This window comes from Siccirubricoccus deserti (assembly GCF_014283215.1).
In the GTDB taxonomy this organism is placed as follows: Bacteria; Pseudomonadota; Alphaproteobacteria; order Acetobacterales; family Acetobacteraceae; genus Siccirubricoccus; species Siccirubricoccus deserti.
Genome location: NZ_JACOMF010000007.1, coordinates 1 through 18,336, shown reverse-complemented (window position 1 = coordinate 18,336; position 18,336 = coordinate 1). Strand labels below are relative to the sequence as shown.

The window sequence follows — 18,336 nt, the reverse complement described above, 5'->3', positions numbered from 1 at the left end:
GAGCGGCTAGCGATGTTGAAGATCCTGGTGCCTAGTCCTGCTCGCGACGATCGCGCATGGCGGCCTCGCCTTCATGTTCCGGGATGGCTTGGCATCATAGCGGCCGGGCTCATCGCTGACGCCTTGTGCAGCCCTGAGGGCGACTCCTGTGCACGTGGGGCGGTAGCCGGTGCAGGGCCCCTGCCTTCCTAGCCATCGTCGTTGCGGGCACAGCGGCGGGCGGCATCGGTGCCCGGCGCCTGCTTCGCCGCCGGTCGTGACCGTTGCTAGCCTGGGCGCGTCGCGCCGCCGACCATGTCGCGGATCCGCTCCGCCAGCGTCTCCACCGAAAAGGGCTTGGTCAGCAGCGCCATCCCCGGCTCCAGCGAGCCGGTGCCGAGGGTGGCCGCCTCGGCGTAGCCGGTGACGAACAGGACCTTCAGCCCCGGCCGCAGCAGCCTGGCCTGGTCGGCGAGCTGCCGCCCGTTCATCCCGCCCGGCAGCCCGACATCGGTAACCAGCAGGTCGAGCCGCTCGGCGCCGCGCAGGATCTCCAGCCCGGCCGGTCCGTCGGTCGCATGCAGCGTGCGGTAGCCGAGGTCGTGCAGCACCTCAGTCAGCACGTCGAGCACCACCGCCTCATCCTCCACCACCAGCACGGTCTCGTTGCCCTGGGCGTGGCACTGGCCATCGCCGGCGGTGGCGAGGGCCGGCTCGGCTGGCATGCCGCCGCGATGGCGCGGCAGGAGGAGCGTCACCGTGGTGCCTTTCTCCGGCCTGGAGTGGAGCCGCACCACGCCGCCGGATTGCCGGGCGAAGCCATAGACCATGGAGAGACCGAGCCCAGTGCCCTGGCCGATCGGCTTGGTGGTGAAGAAGGGGTCGAAGGCGCGGGCCATCACCGCCGGCGTCATGCCCGCACCGGTATCGATGACGTCCAAGCAGAGGTAGTCGCCAGCTGCCAGCTCGCCTCCCGCCGGCAAGCTGGCATTGCGCAAGCCGATGCAGAGGTGGCCACCGTCCGGCATGGCGTCACGCGCATTGATCGCCAGGTTGAGGACCACATTCTCCAGCTGGCTGGGATCGCAGAGGATCGGCCAGATCCCCGGCTCGGCACCGATCTCGAGCGCGATGGCGGGGCCGATGGTCCGCCGCAGCAGCTCCGCCATGTCCTCCAGCAGCCGGGCGGCATCGACCGGCCTGGGGTCGAGCGGCTGGCGGCGGGCGAAGGCCAGCAGCCGCTGGGTCAACGCCGCCGCCCGCCGTGCCGATTGCGTCGCCGCCTCCACATAGCGTTCCGCCTCGACCGCGCGGCCCGCCGCCACCCGGCGCTGCATCAGCGTCAGCGAGCCGATGATGCCGGTTAGCAGGTTGTTGAAATCATGCGCGATGCCGCCGGTCAGCTGGCCCAGCGCCTCCATTTTCTGCGCCTGCCGCAGTTGCTCCTCGGTGGCGCGCAGCGCCTCGGTCGCCTCCCGCTCCGCGGTTACGTCGCGGCCAACGCCATGGACCAGCCCTTCCTCCGCCGCCGCCATCCAGGAGATCCAGCGCCAGTTGCCATCCTTGTGGCGGCAGCGGGTCTCGAAATGCCGCGTGGTATGCCCGGCCGCCAGCCGCGCCGTCTCCTGCCTGGCAGGACCAAGGTCGTCGGGATGCAGCAGGGTGAACAGGTTGGTGCGATGCAACTCGGCCTTGGTCCAACCGAGCACCGCGGTCCAGGCCGGGTTTACCGCCCGAACGCCGCCGTCGAAGTCGGCGACCACCATCAGGTCGCGGGAGATACGCCAGAGCCGGTCGCGTTCCTCGGTGCGTTCGGCGACCCGCGCCTCGAGCGCGTCGTTCAGCGCGTGCGCCGCCACCTCCGCTGCATGCCGCTCCGAGATGTCGATGACCGAGCCGATGTAGCCGAGGAACTCGCCACCCGGGCCGCGCCGTGCCGCCGCGGTGGCGAGCACCCAGCGCCAGTCCCCGTGGCGGTGGCGGAGCCGGTATTCCACGGTGAAATCGGCGGCGCTGGCATTGGCGGCGATGAAGGTGCTTTCGGCCCGCGCGTGGTCCTCGGGATGCGCCGCCGCGAGCCAGCCGAAGCCGAGGTCATTCTGCGCGTCCCGGCCGGTGAACTCGATCCAGCGACGGTTGAACCAGATGCAGTGGCCCGTGGCATCAGTGGTCCAGATCATCACCGGCGCATCGTCGGCCAGGCTCCGGAAGCGATTCTCGCTCTCCCGCAGCGCCGCCTCGGTCTCGGCCCGGGCGCGGTCGGCCAGCACCCGCCAGGTGGTCTCGGCACAGACGCAGAAAAGGCCGATGACCTGCCCGGCCGCGTCGCGTAGCGGGCTGAAGGAGAAATCGTACCAGCTCTCCTCCCGGCGGCCGTTCCGCTCCGTCGCCAGCAGGAGATTATCCGCCAGGGTTGCTTTGCCGGCCAGCGTGCGTCGGATCAGCGGGAGGATCTCGTCCCAGATCTCGGACCAGACCTGTTGGAAGGGCTGGCCCAGCGCCCGTGGGTGGCGGGCGCGTAGCACCTCCCCATAGGCGTCGTTGTAGAGGATGCCGAGCTCCGGCCCCCAGGCGACGACCATCGGCTGACGCGAGTCGAGGATCAGGTCGATCACGGTGCGGAGCGCGGCGGGCCAGCCGGAGGGCGGGCCGAGCGGCGATGTGCTCCAGTCGTATTGCCGCAACAGCGCGCCGGTCGCGCCGCCATGGGCAAGGAAATCGCCGTGACCTTCGGCAGGCGCCGGCGCGGGGGGCTGCTGGCTCGGCATGATCGACTGGTAGATCCCGTCGGGCTGCGCCGGCGGAGCGCGCAAGCGCGAATACATAGTACGAAATCTCGTGGCCAGGCAGCGAATGACACTCACATCCCCGGCAGCGGACCGCACCAGATGCGCCGAAGCGGGCAGGCGGCATCCGCCCTGGAGGTGTTGACTGGTGGGCAAGTGCCCCAACGGGAGCGGATCCGGTCTGGATGGGCCCGGTCCGGAACAGAAGCCGGTCAGGCGGGTTCGGGCGAATGGCAGGGATGTCTCACAAGACCCTGAATCGGGATTGCTTCAGGCCATTGAGCAATCTCGCCCTGCAGCGATCCGCCCTATCCGGCGCCGGCCAGCCGCCCGGGTAGTTCGCTGATCGCCTCCAGCGCGGCGTTGGCAAAGGCCAGTCGCAGGTGGCGGTCCTGGCCCGAATTGCGGGCCGGGCCGAAGAAGGGACCTGGCAGGCCGAGCAGCCCGCGTTGCACCGCCAGCGCCTCGGCGACCGCCAGCGCATCCGGCCCATCCTCCGGCACCCGCAGGTAGGCGAAATAGGCCCCGAGCGACTCCAGCCGCCAGCCCGGCAGTTGGCCCGCCGCCTGGCGGAAGGCGGCGGCGCGCCCGGCCATGAGGTCGCGGTTGCCGGCGCGCCATCCGGCCAGCGCCGGCACCGCCCAGGCCAGCGCCGCCTGGGCGGGGCGCGGGGCGCAGATCTGCTGGGTGTCCAGCGCCTTCATCAGCTCGGCCCGGACGCCGGGGCCGGCGAGGATGGCGCCGACCCGATGGCCAGGCACGCAATAGGCCTTGGAGAAGCTGTAGAGCTGGATGATGCCGTCGCGCCAGGCGGGGTCCTGGAACAGCGCATGCGGCGGGGTGGCGACGGCCGGCAGGAAATCCCGGTAGGTCTCGTCCAGCACCAGCCAGGCGCCGTGGCGGCGGCAGAGCGCGGCGCAGCGGGCGATGACCTCGGCCGGGTAGACCGCGCCGGTCGGGTTGTTCGGCGAGACCAGCACCAGCGCCCGGGCGCCGGCCGCCAATAGCGGCTCCAGCCGCTCGGGGTCGGGGATGAAACCGTCCCCGGCGCGGCAGGGCAGGGGCAGGGCGCGGATGCCGGCCATGCTCAGCGCCATGGCGTGGTTGAAGTACCAGGGGGTGGGCAGCACCACCGCCTCGCCCTCGGCGGCCAGCACCGCCATGGTCATGGCGAAGCCGAGGTTGCAGCCGGCGGTGATGGCGACATCGGCGGCGGTGACCGGGGCGGCGTAGAATTGCGCGATATCGGCCGCCAGCGCTTCCCGCAGGGTCGGCTCGCCGTCGATCGGGCCGTAGCCGGCGGTGGCGGCACTGCCGGCCAGGCTGGCGAGCCTCGCCAGCAGCTCCGGATGCGGCGGGTAGCCCGGCACCGCCTGGGTCAGGTCGATCATTGGCCCGGCCTGGCCGGCGTAGCGCGCCGCCCAGCTTCGGACGGAGGGGATGGGCGGGGCGGCGGTGGCGCGGATTCGCGGCGAGAGCGGCGGCATGGCGGCAGGCTTCCCACTCCACGCCCGGCCAGTCTACCGCAGAGTGCGTTCATGTCCGAACGTCAGCCCGCGGTAGCCTGTTGTTTGCAGAGCGGATTCGCGCTCCGGGGCGTTCACGCCCATGCACGATCCGCTCCAGGCCTGCCGGGGGCGTGGCCCGACGAGGCGACGGCTCACGCCTTACGAATGACCTTGCGGGCCTCCATCCCGGCGATCTCCGCCGCGCCGAAGCCCAGCTCCTCCAGCACCTCGGCGGTGTGCTCGCCAAGGCGGGGCGCCTGTTGCCGGATATTGGCCGGGGTCTTCTCGAAGCGGGTCGGCGGCTTGGGCAGGCGGATGCGGCCCTCGCTCGGGTGGTCATGCAGCCCGAACATCCCGACCGCCTTCAGATGCGGATGCTCGGTCACCTCGCCGATCGGGGTGAAGGCGGTGGCCGGCACGTCATTCTCCTGGCAGAGCGCCAGCCATTCCGCGGTGGTGCGGGTCAGCGCCACCTCGCGCAGCGCGGCATAGACCTTGTCGATATTCGCGTTGCGCTGCACCGGGTCGCGCAGGTGCAGCTCCTCGATCAGCTCCGGCCGGCCGGCGGCGGTGAAGAAGGCGACCCAATTGGCCGAGGAATAGGGTAGCAGGGTGACCCAGCCGTCCTTGGTGCGCGCCGGCTTCCTGTGGCGCAGCCGCTTGTAGCCGGGCTCGCCGATCGAGGGTTCGAAGGCCATGCCGCCGAGATGCTCGACGCCGACGAAGGCGCTCAGCGTCTCCAGCATCGGCACCTCCACCAGCTGGCCCTCGCCGCTGCGCTCGCGGTGCAGCAGGGCGCCGAGCACCGCCGAGAGCAGCGCCATGCCGGTGATCTTGTCGGCCACCAGGGAGGGGACGAAGCGCGGCTCCCCGGTCTCCTCGCCGACGATGTCGGCGAGGCCCGAGGCGGCCTGGATGATCTCGTCGAAGGCCGGGCGGGCGCGGTACGGGCCATCCTGGCCGAAGCCGGTGGCAACGGCGAAGACCAGCTTCGGGTTCAGCCGGCGGCATTCCTCCGGCCCGAAGCCGAGTCGCGCCATGCCGGCGGGGCGAATGTTGGTGACCAGCACATCGGTCCGCGGGATCAGCCGCCGCAGCGCCTCCTTGCCCTCCGGCGACTTCAGGTCGATCGCCAGCGAGCGCTTGTTGCGGTTGAGGCCAAGGTAGACCGAGGCCATGCCGCGGTTGCGGTAGAGGCCGGAGTTGCGGACGATGTCACCGGTCGGCGGCTCGATCTTGATGACCTCGGCGCCCCAGTCGCCCAGGGTCTGGGTGCAGAACGGGCCTAGCACGACGGCCGTCAGGTCGAGGACGCGAATCCCCTTCAGCGGACCGGTCGCCTCGGTGGCGCTGGCTGTGGTGGTGCTGGCTTCGGTCCCGATCGCGTCGGACATGGGCTCCCCCGGAATTCTCTTCCCCCAGGAATACGGCGTGCGGCGCGCGGGGGAAACCCGGGCGGATCGGCAGGCGCGCACCTCCGTCGATTTGCGGGGCGCGTCGCAGGCCAATTTGCACCCGCGCGTCTCTGGCGCGACACTACGGCAGCGGCCATGAGGGGCCGTGGGGAAGGGAGCGCGAGCGGCGCATGAGCATCAAGGGCAAGGCCTATATCGCGGGGGCCTATGAGCACCCGACGCGACTGGCGAAGGACAAGTCGGTCGCACAGCTCCACGCGGAAGCCGCGCTCGGCGCGCTGCGCGATGCCGGGCTGACCAAGGCCGATGTCGACGGCTATTTCTGCGCCGGCGACGCGCCCGGCCTCGGGCCGATCGCCATGGTCGACTACATGGGCCTGACGCTGAAGCATTACGACAGCACCGATGTCGGCGGCTGTTCCTACATCGCCCATGTCGCGCACGCCGCCGAGGCGATCGCCGCCGGCAAGTGCAAGGTGGCGCTGATCACCCTGGCCGGACGGCCGCGGTCGGAAGGCCATTCCGGCGCGACGCCGCGGATGCGCGGCGCCGATGCGCCGGACACCCAGTGGGAATTCCCGCTCGGCGTCGCCACGGTGAACGCCTATGCGATGGTCGCGGCGCGGCACATGCACCAGTTCGGCACCACCGCCGAGCAGCTCGCCTGGGTGAAGGTCGCCGCCAGCCACCATGCCCAGTACAACGAACACGCGATGCTGCGCGACGTGGTGACGGTGGAGCAGGTGGTGGGCAGCCCGCTGATCGCCACGCCGCTGCACCGGCTGGATTGCTGCGTCGTCTCCGACGGTGGCGGCGCGCTGGTCGTCGTCGCGCCGGAGATCGCAAAGTCGCTGAAGCGGCCGCTGGTGAAGGTGCTGGGCGCCGGCGAATCGATCAAGGGCCAGATGGGCGGCGACGTCGACCTGACCTATTCCGCCGGCGTGCGCAGCGGCCCCGCCGCCTTCGCCGAGGCGGGCGTCAAGCCGGGCGACATCAAATACGCCAGCATCTACGACAGCTTCACCATCACCGTGGTGGTGCAGCTGGAGGACATCGGCTTCTGCGAGAAGGGCCAGGGCGGCCGGTTCGTGGCCGACGGCAACCTCATCAGCGGCGTCGGCAAGCTGCCCTTCAACACCGACGGCGGCGGGCTCTGCAACAACCACCCGGCGAACCGCGGCGGCATCACCAAGGTGATCGAGGCGGTGCGGCAGCTGCGCGGCGAGGCGCATCCGAAGGTGCAGGTGCCGAATTGCAATCTGGCGCTGGCGCATGGCACCGGCGGGCTGCTCGGCAGCCGGCACGGCGCCGCCACGCTCATCATGGAACGGGAGTGATCCGCATGGCTGCCAAGGAACGCGCGATCCCCGCGCCCGGCGTCAACCCCGAGACCGCGCCCTTCTGGGCCGCGGCCAAGGAAGGCAAATTCCTCATCAAGCGCTGCACCGCCTGCAACAAGGCGCATTGGTATCCGCGCGCGACCTGCCCGCACTGCATGAGCGAGACGACCGAATGGGTCGAGAGCAAGGGCACCGGCACCATCTACAGCGTCAGCGTGATGAAGCGCGCGCCGGAGGTCTACGCCATCGCCTATGTCACGCTGGATGACGGGCCGACGATGATGACCAACATCGTCGAGTGCGACTTCGACAAGGTGGCGATCGGCGACAAGGTGCAGATCACCTGGCGTCCGACCCAGGACGACGGCCCGCCCTATCCGGTGTTCAAGCCGGCCTGAGGCAAGGGAGCGGTCGGCGCAGGCCGACCGCCCCTGCTTTTCGGCGACATGGGGCCGTTCAGCACCGGCACCTACACTTCGGCCATGCGCGCAGCATCGGCTATCGCTCCGGCGGCATGCTGCCTGGAACCTTCCAGGCGGAGCAGCCATGCCTCAAAACCCCACCCCCACATCTGTCGGCTTCGGCCCGCACCCTGACCAACAAGCCGGCTTCTTCGGCTGGCGCGTGGTCTGGGCGGCCTTCACCGTCGCCATCTTCGGCTGGGGTGTCGGCTTTTATGGCCCGCCGATCTTCCTGCATGCCGTGCATGAGGCGCGCGGCTGGCCGATTGCCCTGGTCTCGGCCGCCGTCACCAGCGCGGCAGCGATGGCCGCGGCGCTCGGCGTGTTCGGCTGGGCGCTGGCGGCGGAGCCCTGGCAGCTTTTCGCGGCGACATTGCTGAGCGGCTTCGGCTACGCGGCGACCGGGGCGGCGGCGATCAACGCCATGGTTTCCCCCTGGTTCATCCGCCGGCGGCCAGCGGCGCTCAGCATGGCCTACAACGGTGCCAGCATCGGCGGCGTGCTGCTCTCCCCTCTCTGGGTTGCGCTGATCGCCGGGCTCGGCTTTGCCGGGGCGGCGGCGGTGGTGGGCGGCGCCATGGTGATGACGCTCTGCTGGCTCTCGGCTCGGATCTTCTCCCGGACACCGGCCGCATTGGGCCAGGCGCCGGATGGCGAGGCGGTGACTGCCCCGCCTCCCGCGGCGGCGGGTGTATCCCGGCCTGGCGCCCTTCTGTGGCACGACCGGCGCTTCGCCACGCTGGTGGCCGCCACCGCGCTCGGCCTCTTCGCCCAGATCGGCCTCATTGCCCATCTCTTCTCATTGCTGGTGCCGGTGTTCGGTGCCCAGCGTGCCGGCTTTGTCGCCGGGCTGGCGACCGGCTGTGCCATCCTTGGCCGTACGGCACTCGGCTGGCTGATGCCGCCGGGGGCGGATCGGCGCCGGGCGGCGGCAGCGAATTACGGGCTGCAGCTCTGCGGGTCCCTCGTCCTGCTGGCTGCCGGTGGCACGAGCATCCCGCTGCTGGTGCTGGGCGTGGTGCTGTTCGGCCTCGGCCTCGGCAACGCCACCTCGTTGCCGCCGCTAATCGCCCAGCAGGATTTCGCCCCGGCGGAGACCGCCCGGGTCGTCGCCCTGGTCACCGCCTGCAGCCAGGCCGTCTATGCCTTCGCGCCAGCGGCTTTCGGGGCGCTGCGCGAGGTGCTGCCCGCCACCGAGGCACCTGGCGCGGCCCCCTTGCTGTTCCTGGCGACCGGGGCGTTCCAGCTTCTGGCGGTCATCACCGTACTGGGGCACAGGCGCGCGTCCGTCGTGCTGCGGGCAGGGGCGTAGACAGCGGAGGCGTGGCCGCCAGGGGCCGTAAAGCCCGCTCCAAACCCAGGCCAGGGTCTGAGGATGCTTGTCCGCCCGGCGGGGGCGGGGGGTAGCGCCTCCCCGATCCAACCCCATTATTCTCAAGCATGTCTTCGAAAGCAGAGGCTCGAGGCGAAATTCCCGCTGGTCGCCCAGGCCGTTTCACCCACCCGCCGAGCGACGCAGCCTCCCCACATCGAAGCCTTCCGCCCGCGCCAGCTCCACCGCCCCTGCATAGGCCGCCGGCGCCATCTCCGGCGTCCGCGACAGCACCCAGAGGTAATCCCGATCCGGCGCCCCCACGACGGCCCAGCGGTAGTCGGGATCGAGGCCGATTACCCAATAGTCGCCATAGAAGGGCCAGAAGAAGGTCACCCGGAGCCGGGCGTTGTTGCTGCCCTCGACCACATAGGCCCGGCCGCGCGCAACGCGTTCCTCGCCGCGATCCAGGCAGCGGTTCTCGACGCCGATCTGGCCATCCTCGCGCGCCGTATAGGTGGCGGTCACCTGAGTACAGCGCCGTCCACCGCCATCCTGGAAGCGGTTGGGGAAGCGGGCAACCTCATGCCAGACGCCGAGGTAGCGCGGCAGCTCCACCGCGGCGACGGTCTGCGGCGCGTCGGCAGCCGGCCTGGCGCAGTCGGCCAGAAGAGCAAGCAGCATGAGCAGGCGCTTCATGGCACGCCCCCGGCCGGCAGCGCAGCCACATGGTTGAAGATCGCCCCGACGGTGGCGATCCGACCTCCTCCTGTGCCGCGATCGCTGCCAGTGCGCCGCGCAGCACTCGCAGGCGGTAAGGTTGGTCGAGGATGCAGGGATGCAACACGATGCCTACCCCCTGCGGAACATCGTCGCGGCCCGCCACCGCTGTTGGCGTCCGGCGCCAACTCCGGCCCCAGCGTCTTGCCAAAAGCGAAATGCCCAAGGGTCGTCCCGAGGTATACCGCGAGCTTCGTCCCGCCTGGCCAGGCGTGGCGCGTTCGGTCGGGCCAGGGCGAGCAGACGTGGCGGCCATGGGTCGGCAGCATCGGCGGCTCCGGCGGAAGGGTGTCGATAATGTTACTACTTAGGATCATTCCGTAACTGTCGGTACCGCGTGACGGCAACCCCCGTACGGGGCTATCTACAGCGCATGATCACTCCCGGGGAGGGCAATGCGGGCGCGGCACGGGCCCTGCTGCGCCAGCAATCGAAGGCCCTGCGCGGCCATGTGCTGCGGCCGGTGGCCTTTGGCCTCGCCGCCACCATCACCGGCCTGCTCGGCGCCTGGCTGGTAGCCCGTCTGGTCGCCGCGCTGCTCGGTCATCCGGGTGCTGGCTGGGACGATCTGGCCGCTACCGGGGCGCTGGCGCTGCTCGGTATCGGTCTTGGCCTGGCCCAGGAACGCAGCCAGCTCGCGGCAGGAGAGGCGGCGCGGGCCCGGCTACGGGATGCCGCCTTCGCCCGACTGCTCGCCCTCGGCCCGGCCGATCCGCGCGGCGTCGGCGAGCGCGCCAGCCTGGTGGTCGACCGGATCGAGGCGCTGGACGGCTATTTCGCCCGCTGGCTGCCGGCCGCCGCCCTGGCGCTGCTGGCGCCGCTCGTCGTCATCGTCGCGGCCTTCATGGTGGATGGCCGCAGCGCCCTGGTGCTGGCGATCGCCGGACTGCTCTACCCGATCGCCATGGCGCTGACCGGGATCGGTGCCGCCGCCGCCAGCCGCCGACAATTCGAAAGCCTGGAACGCCTCTCCGGCCGTTTCCTCGACCGTATGCGCGGCCTGCCCACGCTGGTGCTGTTCAACCGGCAGGAAGAAGAGGCGACGGCGCTCGGTACCGCCGCCGATGAGCTGCGCGCCCGCACCATGCGGGTGCTGCGCATCGCCTTCCTCTCCGGCACCGCCATGGAACTGCTGGCGGCGGGCGCCATTGCCTGCACCGCCTGGCGGTATGGCGGCTTCGCCGGCGACCCCACCGCCGGCGTCTTCGCCCTGCTGCTGGTGCCGGCCTTCTTCGCCCCGCTGCGCGCCTTCTCCGCCGCCTATCACGAAAGACTGGCCGCCACCGGCGCCGCAGCTGCCCTGGCCCCGCTGCTGGACCGGCCAGCCGCTGAAGGCCTGGCGCTGGAGGCGATGCCGCCGCGCGTCGTCGTCACCTTCAGCGATGTCCGCCTCAGCTACGACCCGGCCCGGGCACCGGCGCTGGATGGCCTATCCTTCCGGGTCAATGCCGGGGAGACACTGGTGCTGGCCGGGCCCTCCGGGGCGGGGAAATCCTCGGTGCTGCGGCTGCTGATGGGCTTCATCCGGCCCGATGCCGGGCGCATGGCCATCAACGGCCAGGACGCCATGGCTCTGCGGCCGGAGGAATTGCGCCGTCTTTCCTCCTACATCGGCCAGAAGCCGCATCTCTTCCGCGGCTCGATCCGCGAGAACATCCGCTTCGCCCGGCCTGAGGCGACGGCTGCCCAGGTGGAGGCCGCCGCCCAGGCCGCCCGCGTGACCGATTTCGCCGCGGCGCTGCCCGAGGGCCTCGACACCGCGGTGGGCGAGGGGGGCTGGGGCCTGTCCGGCGGCCAGGCGCAGCGGGTGGCACTGGCCCGGGCCTTCCTGCGCGACACCCCTCTCGTACTGCTGGACGAACCGACCGCCCATCTCGACCCCGGCACCGAGGCGGAGGTGATCGAAAGCCTGCAGCGTCTCTGCCTCGGCCGCACCGCGATCATTGCCAGCCACAGCGGCGCCCGGGCGCAGCTCGGACGGGTGCTGGAGATCGCGGCGGGGCGGGTGCCCGGCACCGCGCGGCAGGTGCCGGCCTAGATGCGCGCCGATCTTGCCCGGGTGCTGGGGCTGTGGCGGCCCCGTGCCACCTGGCTCCTCGGCGGCATCGCCGCCGCCGCCGTCGCCGCGCTGCTCGGGCTGGCGCTGCTGGCCATGGCCGGGGAGCGGGTCGCCGCCCTGGCCGCCGGCGGGCTGTTGCTTCTGCCGCTGGTGGTGCTGCGCCCGGCCAGCCGCTGGGTGGAGCGCATGCTGACCCATGCCGCCACCTTCCGGGCGCTGGCCGATACCCGCGTCTGGTTCTTCCGCCGCCTGGCGGAACGCATGCCGGCGGGGATCGGGCTGCACCGCTCCGGCGACCTGCTCGGCCGGCTGGTGGCGGATGTGGAGGCGCTGGACCGGCTCTACCTCAGCGCCATAGTCCCGGTGCTGACCGCAATCGTGGTGGTGCTCGTCACCCTGGCGCTGCTGGCCGGGGCGCCGCTGCTGGCGGCGCTGGTGGCGCTGCCGCTCGCCGTCGCCCTGCTGCTGCCGCTGCTGCTGGCCCCCGGCGCCGCCCGCGCCGCCGCCGCTGGCGCCACCGCCCAGGGCAGGCTGCGCGCCGCCGCGGTCGATCCGCTGATGGGCATCGAGGATACGCTGGCGGCCAATGCCGAGGCCCGGGCCGGGGCGGCGCTGGCCACCGAGGGCGCCGCGCTGGCCGCGGCACAGCGGCGGCTCGCCTGGCGTGGCGCCTGGGCCGGGGCGGCGGGGGCGGTGCTGGTACAGGCGGCGCTGCTCGGCGCGCTCGGCTGGGGACTGGAGACCGGGGCCTCCGGCCTCGGCCTCGCCGTGCTTGGGCTGTTCCTGGCAGTGGCGGCAGCCGAATCCATCGGTACCCTGCCGCGCGCCGGCACCACCCTCGCCATCGCCGCCGCCAGTGCCCGAAGGCTGTTCGAGGCGGCGGATACCCCCGCCCCGGTGGCCGAGCCCGTCACTCCGGCCGAACTGCCCGCCGGCTACGCCCTCCGCCTTGAGCACATCCGCTTTGCCTGGACCCCGGACCGCCCGCCGGTCTTCGAGGATTTGGCCCTGGAAGTGCCGGAGGGCGCCCGGCTGGCCTTGCTCGGTCCCTCCGGCGCCGGCAAGTCGAGCCTCGCCGCGCTGCTGCTGAAGCTGGCGGCACCGCAGGAGGGGCGGATCACCCTCGGTGGGGTCGATCTCGCCAACCTGCCGGCGGATGCGGTGCGGCGGCGGATCGCCTGCCTGACCCAGGACGCCAGGCTGTTCGACGACAGCATCGCCGCCAACCTCCGCATCGCCGCACCGACCGCGCCCGATGCAGCGCTGTGGCGGGCGCTGGACCGGGCCGGGATCGGCGAGCTGGTGCGCACTCTGCCGGACGGGCTTGCGACCGGCTGTGGCGAGGGTGGGGCGCGCTTCTCCGGCGGCCAGGCGCGGCGGCTGGCGCTGGCCCGGGTGCTGCTCTCCGCTGCCCCGGTGCTGATCCTGGACGAACCCACCGCCGGCCTTGACGCCGAAACCGAGCGGGCCTTCCTGGAAACCCTGGAGACGGTGACCGCCGGCCGCAGCGTCATCCTCATCACCCACCGGCTGACCGGGGTGGAGCGGCCGACCCGCATCCTTCGGCTGGTCGGTGGGCGGGTGCTGTCGGCGGCCGGGTAGTTCCTCTACCAGAACACGTTATTTGCGGGGAACAGTATCCCCCCAGGCGATGTTCCCGTAGAAGCTGCGAGGCATGACTCCATGCACAGCCTCCGGTTCCTGGGATGCCGCCGGTGACCACGACTGGTTCGCGGTGAGCCTACTGACCGGCCACAGTAACCGCCCGATCCTGGCCGAAGTGCTGGGCGGTGCTGGCACCGTCCGGCTGCGCTCGGCCAATGGCACGGAGCAGTTGTCGCTGACCAGTGCCGGCAGCATCACCTTACGCAGCAGCGGCACCTATTACGCCTCCGCCACCAGCACCGATGCCGTCGGCTGTTATGCGCTGACGCCGGCCAACGCCAATATCATCCTCACCGCTGGGCAGTTGGGGACCCCCGGGTTGCTGCGGGTCGCGAATGGGCCAGGCAATGTGTCCCTCACTGTTGGTGGCGGCGACGGCAGCATCGCCGATGGCGGGGCTGGCGACGACAGGCTGGAGGGCGGAGCCGCCGCCGATACGCTGCGGGGCGGCGAGGGCGTCGATACGCTTGCCGGTGGCGAGGGCGATGACATGCTCTACGGCGAGGCGGGCAACGACAGCCTGATCGGTGGTGCCGGCATCGACCAGCTCTTCGGTGGGGAGGGCGACGACAGGCTGGACGGCGGCGCGGACGCCGATGCGCTCCATGGCGAGGATGGCGACGACAGCCTCAGCGGCGGCGCTGGCGCCGACGACCTCCACGCCGGCGAAGGGGCGGATACGCTGGACGGCGGCGAGGGCGATGACATGCTCTACGGCGAGGCGGGCAACGATAGCCTGATCGGTGGTGCCGGCATCGACCAGCTCTTCGGCGGGGAGGGCGACGACAGGCTGGACGGCGGCGCGGACGCCGATGCGCTCCATGGCGAGGATGGCGACGACAGCCTCAGCGGCGGCGCTGGCGCCGACGACCTCCACGCCGGCGAGGGGGCGGATACGCTGGACGGCGGCGAGGGCGATGACGTGCTCTACGGCGAGGCGGGCAACGACAGCCTGCTCGGTGGTGCCGGCACCGACAGCCTCTTCGGCGGAGAGGGCAATGACACGCTGGACGGCGGCGCGGACGCCGACGCGCTCCATGGCGAGGATGGCGACGACAGCCTCAGCGGCGGCGCTGGCTTCGCCTTCGACATGCTGTTCGGTGGCGCCGGGAACGACACGCTGGACGGCGCCAGCGGCCTCGGCGATTCCGACTACCTCCATGGCGGAGCCGGCGACGATAGCTTCCATGCTGACAGCCCGGCCGACCTCGTTTTCGAATCCGCCGGCGATGGCAATGACACGGTCTTCGCCGACATCTTCGACGGCGCCTACTATCTGTACGAGGAGATCGAGACCCTCGTCCTGCACGGCACCACCTCCTTCGGTGTCGGCAATCCGCTCGACAACGCCATTATCGGCAACACCTCGGCGAACTGGCTCTACGGCGGTGCCGGCAACGACACGCTGAACGGCAAGGGCGGCAACGACGTCCTGTTCGGCCAGGCCGGAGCCGACAGCTTCGTGTTCGAGCGCGGCATCGGCGGCACGGTCATCGGCGATTTCGTCCGGAATGAGGACCATATGCTGCTGGTCGGGTTGGGCTTCACCGATTTCACCCAGTTGCAACCTGCCTTCCTGGTCAGCGGCGGCAGCACGGTGGTCCATTTCGGCCCGGGCCATTACGTCATCGTCACCGGCGTCACCGGCCTGACCGCGGCGGATTTCCTCTTCGCCTGAGGCCGCCGGCCGCGCTACTCCCCCTTCCGGCATGGGCCGGGAGGGAATGATGGCGATCAGGCGAATCGGCGAGGAAGCACGGCTTTCGGGCGCGGTGGTGCATGGCGGGCTGGTCTGGCTGGCCGGCCAGGTGGCCGACGACAGCACCCTCGACACCGAGGGACAGACCGAGGACATACTGGCGCAGATCGATGTCCTACTGGCCGAGGCCGGTACCGACAAATCAGCGTTGCTGAGCATCACCGTGGTGCTGCGCGACATCGCCGATGCGCCGGCGATGAACCGCGCCTGGGACCGCTGGCTCGACCCTCGCGCCAAGCCGGCGCGGATGACCATCCAGGCGCCGCTGGTCGATCCCGCCTGGCGGGTGGAGATCACCGGCGTCGCCGCCTTGCCGGAGCCGGCTGCCAGGTAACCGAGTGGTCCGGTGGAATATGGCGCCGCGGTGCACAACCCTGCGGGCTCACGCAGCCATCATTCCCCGGCAACCTCCGGGTCAGGGCATGTTGCGCTGCGGGACGAGCGCCGCGCCTCCGCCGGAGAGGTGACGCGGTTCCGCCGCAATCGGGCACGACAACACAGATGTGGGCGGCTGCCCGCGGAGGCATGAGGGATCAATGACGGACGCCGAACGGGCCGCCTTCTGGCGGGGCAAGCGGGTGCTGGTGACGGGCGGGGCCGGCTTCCTCGGCAGCGCGCTTTGCCATCGGCTTGCCGGCCTCGGGGCGCGGGTGACCGCGCTGGATGCCATGCATGACGATGGCGGGGCGAATATCGCCAATCTCGAGGGCGCCTCGGTATTGCTGGTGCGCGGCGACATCCGTGATGTGGAGTTGCATACGCTCTGCCAGGATGCCGACGTGCTGTTCAACATGGCGGCGCAGACCAGCCATATGGGCGGGCAGAAGGACCCGGTGGCGGATATCGCCATCAATGCCGTTGCCCAGGTGCGGCTGATCCAGGTGATGCGGGAGGCGGCGCCGAAGGCGGTGGTGGTGCATGCCTCCACCCGGCAATTCTATGGCCGGCCGATCAGCCTGCCGGTCGATGAGGTCCATCCGGTGAACCCGCCGGACGCCAATGGCGTCTCGAAATGGGCCGGCGAGCAGTACTGGCTGCTGGAACAGCGGGTGCTGCACCGCCCGGTGGTCTCGCTGCGGCTGACCAACTGCTACGGCCCGCGGCTGCGGATCCGCGACGCGCGGCAGACCTTCCTCGGCATCTGGATCCGCCAGGTGCTGCGCGGCGAGCCCTTTGAGGTCTGGGGTGGCGAGCAGCTCCGCGACCTGACCTATGTGGATGACGTGGTTCGCGCCTTCCTGCTCTCGGCCGAGGCGGCGCCGCGGCCCGATGTGGCCGGGCGGGTGTTCAACCTGGGCGGTTCCCCGCCGGCCTCGCTGAAGGAACTGGCCGATCGGTTGATTGCCGCCAATGACGGCCGCGGTCACTACACTGTGAAGAGCTTCCCCGCCGATCGCGCCCCCATCGACATCGGCAGCTACCACGCCGATGACCGGGCCTTCCGCGAGGCGACGGGATGGGTGCCGGAGATCGGGCTGGACGAGGGGCTGCGTCGCTCCCTCGACTGGTACCGCAGCCGGCTCGCCGATTACACGTGAGGCCAGAATGAATCCGCAGACCATGATCCCGCAGGCCGACCCAGGCGCCGGCTACCGGGCCCAGCAGGCCGAGATCGACGCCGCCGTGCAGCGCGCGCTGGCCTCCGGCTGGTACATCCTCGGCAAGGAGGGCGAGGCCTTCGAGCGGGAATTCGCCGCCTGGCTCGGCACCACCCGCGCCGTCGGCTGCGCCAATGGCACCGACGCGCTGGCGCTGATCCTGCGCGGCATGGGCATCGGCGAGGGCTGCACTGTCGCCACCGTTTCCCACACCGCCGTCGCCACCGTCGCCGCCATCGAGATGGCCGGGGCGACGCCGCTGCTGCTCGACATCGACCCGGACACCTACACCATGGACCCGGACGAGCTGACCGCGGTGCTGGAGGATCCGCCACCCGGCCTGCCGCCGATCCGCGCGGCCATCGCCGTCCATCTCTACGGCCAGTCCTGCGACCTCGGGCCGATGCTGGAGGCATGCAGCCGCAATGGCGTCGCGCTGATCGAGGATTGCGCCCAGGCGCATGGCGCCACCCTGCATGGCCGGAAGCTCGGCACCCTCGGCGCCGCCGCAGCATTCTCGCTCTATCCAACCAAGAACCTCGGGGCGCTCGGCGACGGCGGGGTGCTGGCGACCGATGATTTCGAGTTGGCCGACCGCATCGCCGCCATCCGCCAGTATGGCTGGAAGGAGCGCTACATCTCCTCGATGGTCGGGGTGAACAGCCGGCTGGACGAGGTGCAGGCAGCGATCCTGCGGGTGAAACTGACCGCGCTCGACGCCGGCAATACGAAGCGGCGGGAGATCGCGGCGCGCTACGACGCCGCGCTGGCCAATGGCCCGGTCGCGCCGCCGGTGCGCCGTCCGGACGCCGAGCATGTGTTCCACCAGTATGTGCTGCGCAGCCCCGAACGCGCCGCGCTGCAGGCCCGGCTGAAGGAGGCCGGGGTCGGCACCGGCATCCACTACCCGGTGCCGGTCCATCTGCAATCCGCCTATCAGGGGCGCACCGCCCTCGGCCCTGCCGGCTGCGCCGAGACCGCAAGGGCCGCGCTGGAGGTGTTCAGCCTGCCGATGTACCCGGAACTGACCGAGGAGCAGATCGAGCGGATCTGCGAGGCGCTGCGCGGCCTCGGCGGCTGAGGGGGCACGCTGGCGGCGGGCGCTCCGTCCGGCGGCTGAACAGCGGGGCTTCGGGACTGGACAAGCCGAAACCCATCATGGCCGGGCTTTGGCCCGGCCATGCATTGTTGAAACCCTGTGGTGGGCGACCTGAGGAGCATCAGGTTGTGGGTGAGGACCCGCAGGATGATTTCGCGCGCCTGCGCGGCACCGCTGCGAGCGCTCAGAGCCGAGCCGAGGCGTCGTTTGTGCTGGCTAAAGCCGCTCTCGGCATGCCAGCGCTGATGGTACAGCGCACGCGGGAAGTGCCGTCGCATGGCGCGCCTGTGGGGCGTCTTCGGCCAGCGCCGGCCGGCATTCCGCGAGTTGAGCGCGATGACGCTGCGCCGCATTCCGCACTCCTCGCGGCAGAGACGGTGATTATGCTCGGCGTCATAGGCCGCATCGGCCAGCGCAGCCTTGAACGCAAGGAGGGCAGTCGCCTGACGCACTACCGGGGCGAAGTCGGGCGAGTCCTGGCTCGGTCCGACGCCGGGAACCGCGCCGAGGATCAGGTGCGAATGGGTGTGGACGACCGCGGTGAGCTTCGGCCAGGCTCTCTGGCGATGTCCCGA

General features: G+C 71.0%; 13 protein-coding genes and 1 pseudogene. 9 read left to right on the top strand and 5 right to left on the bottom strand.

All coding sequences use genetic code 11. From position 1 onward, the window contains the following. Positions 1 to 266 precede the first annotated feature (266 nt). The 3 genes from H7965_RS08190 to H7965_RS08180 form a co-directional block, all read right to left on the bottom strand. Positions 267 to 2,804 carry a PAS domain S-box protein gene (locus H7965_RS08190; RefSeq protein WP_222440518.1) on the bottom strand — a complete coding sequence of 846 codons (2,538 nt, stop codon included), beginning with the start codon at positions 2,802 to 2,804 and terminating at the stop codon, positions 267 to 269. A 269-nt stretch (positions 2,805 to 3,073) separates the two neighbouring features. After that, a complete protein-coding gene (locus H7965_RS08185; RefSeq protein ID WP_186770080.1) occupies positions 3,074 to 4,252 on the bottom strand; it encodes an aminotransferase in 1,179 nt (392 codons plus the stop codon). A 173-nt stretch (positions 4,253 to 4,425) separates the two neighbouring features. After that, positions 4,426 to 5,667 (bottom strand): CaiB/BaiF CoA transferase family protein, encoded by a 1,242-nt coding sequence (locus H7965_RS08180; protein WP_186770079.1) that lies wholly within the window; start codon positions 5,665 to 5,667, stop codon positions 4,426 to 4,428. Positions 5,668 to 5,858: 191 nt separating this feature from the next. Between H7965_RS08180 and H7965_RS08175 the strand changes: the two genes are divergently transcribed. The 3 genes from H7965_RS08175 (at position 5,859) to H7965_RS08165 (ending at position 8,801) form a co-directional block, all read left to right on the top strand. Then, positions 5,859 to 7,025, top strand: coding sequence for a thiolase domain-containing protein (locus H7965_RS08175; RefSeq protein ID WP_186770078.1), 1,167 nt, complete (start codon positions 5,859 to 5,861; stop codon positions 7,023 to 7,025). A gap of 5 nt (positions 7,026 to 7,030) precedes the next feature. Continuing rightward, positions 7,031 to 7,426, top strand: coding sequence for a Zn-ribbon domain-containing OB-fold protein (locus tag H7965_RS08170; protein WP_186770077.1), 396 nt, complete (start codon positions 7,031 to 7,033; stop codon positions 7,424 to 7,426). A 148-nt stretch (positions 7,427 to 7,574) separates the two neighbouring features. Then, positions 7,575 to 8,801, top strand: coding sequence for an MFS transporter (locus H7965_RS08165; RefSeq protein ID WP_186770076.1), 1,227 nt, complete (start codon positions 7,575 to 7,577; stop codon positions 8,799 to 8,801). Positions 8,802 to 8,984: 183 nt separating this feature from the next. Here H7965_RS08165 and H7965_RS08160 read toward each other — a convergent pair whose 3' ends face one another. Further along, positions 8,985 to 9,500 (bottom strand): lipocalin family protein, encoded by a 516-nt coding sequence (locus tag H7965_RS08160; RefSeq protein WP_186770075.1) that lies wholly within the window; start codon positions 9,498 to 9,500, stop codon positions 8,985 to 8,987. A gap of 454 nt (positions 9,501 to 9,954) precedes the next feature. Here H7965_RS08160 and cydD point away from each other — a divergent pair, with 454 nt between their 5' ends. The 6 genes from cydD to H7965_RS08130 all read left to right on the top strand — a co-directional run bounded on the left by cydD (position 9,955) and on the right by H7965_RS08130 (position 17,743). After that, positions 9,955 to 11,619 (top strand): thiol reductant ABC exporter subunit CydD, encoded by a 1,665-nt coding sequence (gene cydD / locus H7965_RS08155; RefSeq protein WP_186770074.1) that lies wholly within the window; start codon positions 9,955 to 9,957, stop codon positions 11,617 to 11,619. Beyond that, on the top strand, positions 11,620 to 13,242 hold the full coding sequence (gene cydC / locus H7965_RS08150) for a thiol reductant ABC exporter subunit CydC (protein WP_229682533.1): 1,623 nt from the start codon (positions 11,620 to 11,622) through the stop codon (positions 13,240 to 13,242). It begins immediately after the preceding gene. 73 nt (positions 13,243 to 13,315) lie between these two features. Then, positions 13,316 to 14,983 (top strand): calcium-binding protein, encoded by a 1,668-nt coding sequence (locus tag H7965_RS08145; protein WP_186770073.1) that lies wholly within the window; start codon positions 13,316 to 13,318, stop codon positions 14,981 to 14,983. Positions 14,984 to 15,032: 49 nt separating this feature from the next. After that, entirely contained in the window at positions 15,033 to 15,398 is a 366-nt protein-coding gene (locus H7965_RS08140) for a RidA family protein (protein WP_186770072.1), read from the top strand. A gap of 202 nt (positions 15,399 to 15,600) precedes the next feature. Beyond that, positions 15,601 to 16,602, top strand: coding sequence for an NAD-dependent epimerase/dehydratase family protein (locus tag H7965_RS08135; protein ID WP_186770071.1), 1,002 nt, complete (start codon positions 15,601 to 15,603; stop codon positions 16,600 to 16,602). A gap of 7 nt (positions 16,603 to 16,609) precedes the next feature. Next, entirely contained in the window at positions 16,610 to 17,743 is a 1,134-nt protein-coding gene (locus H7965_RS08130; RefSeq protein ID WP_229682531.1) for a DegT/DnrJ/EryC1/StrS family aminotransferase, read from the top strand. Positions 17,744 to 17,943: 200 nt separating this feature from the next. Here H7965_RS08130 and H7965_RS08125 read toward each other — a convergent pair. Beyond that, positions 17,944 to 18,273: pseudogene (locus tag H7965_RS08125) on the bottom strand (transposase); the annotation flags it as partial. Positions 18,274 to 18,336 lie beyond the last annotated feature (63 nt).

Coding starts and splice junctions, on each gene's coding strand:
- H7965_RS08190 (WP_222440518.1), bottom strand. CDS start 2,804: ATGTATTCGCGCTTGCGCGCTCCGCCGGCGCAGCCCGACGGGATCTAC.
- H7965_RS08165 (WP_186770076.1), top strand. CDS start 7,575: ATGCCTCAAAACCCCACCCCCACATCTGTCGGCTTCGGCCCGCACCCT.
- H7965_RS08145 (WP_186770073.1), top strand. CDS start 13,316: ATGACTCCATGCACAGCCTCCGGTTCCTGGGATGCCGCCGGTGACCAC.
- H7965_RS08180 (WP_186770079.1), bottom strand. CDS start 5,667: ATGTCCGACGCGATCGGGACCGAAGCCAGCACCACCACAGCCAGCGCC.
- H7965_RS08135 (WP_186770071.1), top strand. CDS start 15,601: ATGACGGACGCCGAACGGGCCGCCTTCTGGCGGGGCAAGCGGGTGCTG.
- H7965_RS08175 (WP_186770078.1), top strand. CDS start 5,859: ATGAGCATCAAGGGCAAGGCCTATATCGCGGGGGCCTATGAGCACCCG.
- H7965_RS08185 (WP_186770080.1), bottom strand. CDS start 4,252: ATGCCGCCGCTCTCGCCGCGAATCCGCGCCACCGCCGCCCCGCCCATC.
- cydC (WP_229682533.1), top strand. CDS start 11,620: ATGCGCGCCGATCTTGCCCGGGTGCTGGGGCTGTGGCGGCCCCGTGCC.
- cydD (WP_186770074.1), top strand. CDS start 9,955: ATGATCACTCCCGGGGAGGGCAATGCGGGCGCGGCACGGGCCCTGCTG.
- H7965_RS08130 (WP_229682531.1), top strand. CDS start 16,610: ATGAATCCGCAGACCATGATCCCGCAGGCCGACCCAGGCGCCGGCTAC.
- H7965_RS08140 (WP_186770072.1), top strand. CDS start 15,033: ATGGCGATCAGGCGAATCGGCGAGGAAGCACGGCTTTCGGGCGCGGTG.
- H7965_RS08170 (WP_186770077.1), top strand. CDS start 7,031: ATGGCTGCCAAGGAACGCGCGATCCCCGCGCCCGGCGTCAACCCCGAG.
- H7965_RS08160 (WP_186770075.1), bottom strand. CDS start 9,500: ATGAAGCGCCTGCTCATGCTGCTTGCTCTTCTGGCCGACTGCGCCAGG.